At 64.5% G+C, this 2,207-nt stretch carries 1 protein-coding gene, 1 tRNA gene and 1 pseudogene; 1 reads left to right on the top strand and 2 read right to left on the bottom strand.

What is annotated here, in order from left to right:
* Nucleotides 1–511 precede the first annotated feature (511 nt).
* Nucleotides 512–1,564: pseudogene (locus ASE90_RS21015) on the top strand (recombinase family protein); the annotation flags it as partial.
* 156 nt (nt 1,565–1,720) lie between these two features.
* Here ASE90_RS21015 and ASE90_RS20610 read toward each other — a convergent pair.
* Entirely contained in the window at nt 1,721–1,900 is a 180-nt protein-coding gene (locus ASE90_RS20610) for a hypothetical protein (RefSeq protein WP_235531738.1), read from the bottom strand.
* Between the two features lie 208 nt (nt 1,901–2,108).
* Nucleotides 2,109–2,185, bottom strand: a tRNA-Met gene (locus tag ASE90_RS09410).
* Between the last annotated feature and the right edge of the window lie 22 nt (nt 2,186–2,207).

The raw sequence follows: 2,207 nt of genomic DNA on the forward strand, positions 1-2,207 counted from the left end.
TACGGGCTCCGCTACGCAGCCCATTGCTTCAACCGCGCTGATGCGCAAAACAACCGCCCGGCTCTAATCTCAGCTGGAGGAAAGCTGGGGGTCACGTCACAGTTCCAAAAAGTTCATCGAAGACCTGAGTGCAGTCTTCTGGATCGACATCGCCGGTGCAATTTCCGACGAAGAAGATTGCAGCGGGAATGCGGCTACAACAGATATGTAACTCTGTGGGAAGGTTGGAGTCGTAGTGACGGGGCGGCTCCCAGTTGGGGAGAATGCCGTCCGAGCCGCCCTCCCCGCTGCACGATCTCGCGCTGGAGCTTGCGCGCCTAGTAGCGCACGATCTCGCGCGACAGCATCATGCGGAGCGTAAGGCGGGCGCGACCGACACGCGACCACGACCGTGAAGACGACCTTCATCTCGGGTGCAGAAAGCATGAATGGAGGAAAAGTGATGCGCTGCGCGATCTATGCGCGTTTCTCGACGGACAAGCAGGATGTGCAGTCGATCGAGACGCAGCTGATGATGTGCCGTCAGGAGATCGCCCGAAAGGGCTGGGACGAAGTGGCGTGCTTCACCGACGCGGCGGAGTCGGCGGCGACGCTGCACCGCCCCGGCATGCAGGCGTTGCTGGCGGCGGTGGCAGCGGGCGGTATCGACATCGTCTATGCCGATGCCATGGACCGGCTGTCGCGCAGCCAGGCCGATATCGCGATGCTGTTCGAGCGGCTCCGGTTCCGCGGCATCGTGCTGGCAACGCGCAAGGAAGGCCAGGTGACGCCGTTGCACATCGGGATGATGGGCACGATCAACGCCGAACAGCTGAGCGCGACCAGCGAGAAGACGCGCGATGCGCTGGTCCGCCGCCATGCGATGGGCAAGAACCCAGGCGGCTCAGCCTATGGCTACGAGAAACGCATCGAGCACGACGGCAATGGCGAACGCATTCGCGGCCTCCAACAGATCGTGCCCGCCGAGGCGGCGGTGGTGGTGCTCATCTTCGAAAACTATGCCGCGGGCCTGTCGCCCATCGCCATCGCGCGGCGGCTGAACGCCGAGGGCGTACCATCGCCACGCAGCGGCAAGACTAGCGGGCGGCACCCCGGCAAGCCAGCGGCTTGGACGCCGAATACGCTGACCGGTAACGCCGCGCGAGGCACCGGCCTCCTCAACAACCCACTCTATGCCGGCAGGCGCCCCTACGGCAAACAGACGTATCGCAAGAACCCGGACACGGGAAAGCGCCACGCGTTCATCACCCCGGAGGAGAAGCGCGCTCGCGTCGTCGAGGCGCCCGAACTGCGTATCGTGTCCGTGGAGCTATGGGAACGGGTGAAGGCGCGGCAGGCGTCGCTGGCGCGATCACCCACATCGCAGACCGCGGCCCCTACCCTGCCCTTCTTCGCGCAACAGCGCCCGCGGTATCTGCTGACCGGCAAGATGACCTGCGGCTGTTGCGGCGCCAGCTATGCCAAGTCGGGCAAGAGCCGGTTCGGCTGCCAGGGCGCCGCCAAGAAGGGGCCGACCTGGTGCGATAATCGTATGACGATCCGCCAGGACGAACTCGACGCGCGTGTCCTGACGGGGTTGTCGACCGAGATGCTGCGCGACGATGTCGTCGCGGCCTTCCTTGCCGAGTATGAGGCGGAAACCCAGCGCCTGTCGGCCGAGACGGTCAGCACCCGCCCCGAGCGTGAGGTGGAGCTGGCTAACCTCGACCGGCAGATCAGCCTAGCCAAGGCGGCCATCCTGAAGGGCGTCGACGCGACGATGTTCGTCGAGGAGATGAAGATCTGGACCGAGCGGCGCCAGGTTCTGCTTGCCGAACAGGACTCCGTGCAGGCCACGTCCACGGAATCCGGACTGCTGCACGCCGAGCTTGGCCGCGTGTATCGCGAGAAGGTTGGACAACTCACTGCGGCGTTCGAAGACGATGCGCTGAAGGCGCAGGCGTTCGAGCGGCTGCGCGCGCTTATCGAGAAGGTGGTGCTGACGCCCGAGGACGGGGATCTGACGATCGACCTACGCGGTGAGCTGGCGTCGATGCTGTCGCTATGTGCAGGCGCGGAAAAGCAAAAAGCCTCCGCGGTGGTGACCGAGGAGGCGTTGCAGATTAAGATGGTTGCGGGGACAGGATTTGAACCTGTGACCTTCAGGTTATGAGCCTGACGAGCTACCGGGCTGCTCCACCCCGCGACACCTGTGTCGCCCTTTTGGG

It is taken from the genome of Sphingomonas sp. Leaf67, from assembly GCF_001421965.1.
Lineage (GTDB): Bacteria > Pseudomonadota > Alphaproteobacteria > Sphingomonadales > Sphingomonadaceae > Sphingomonas.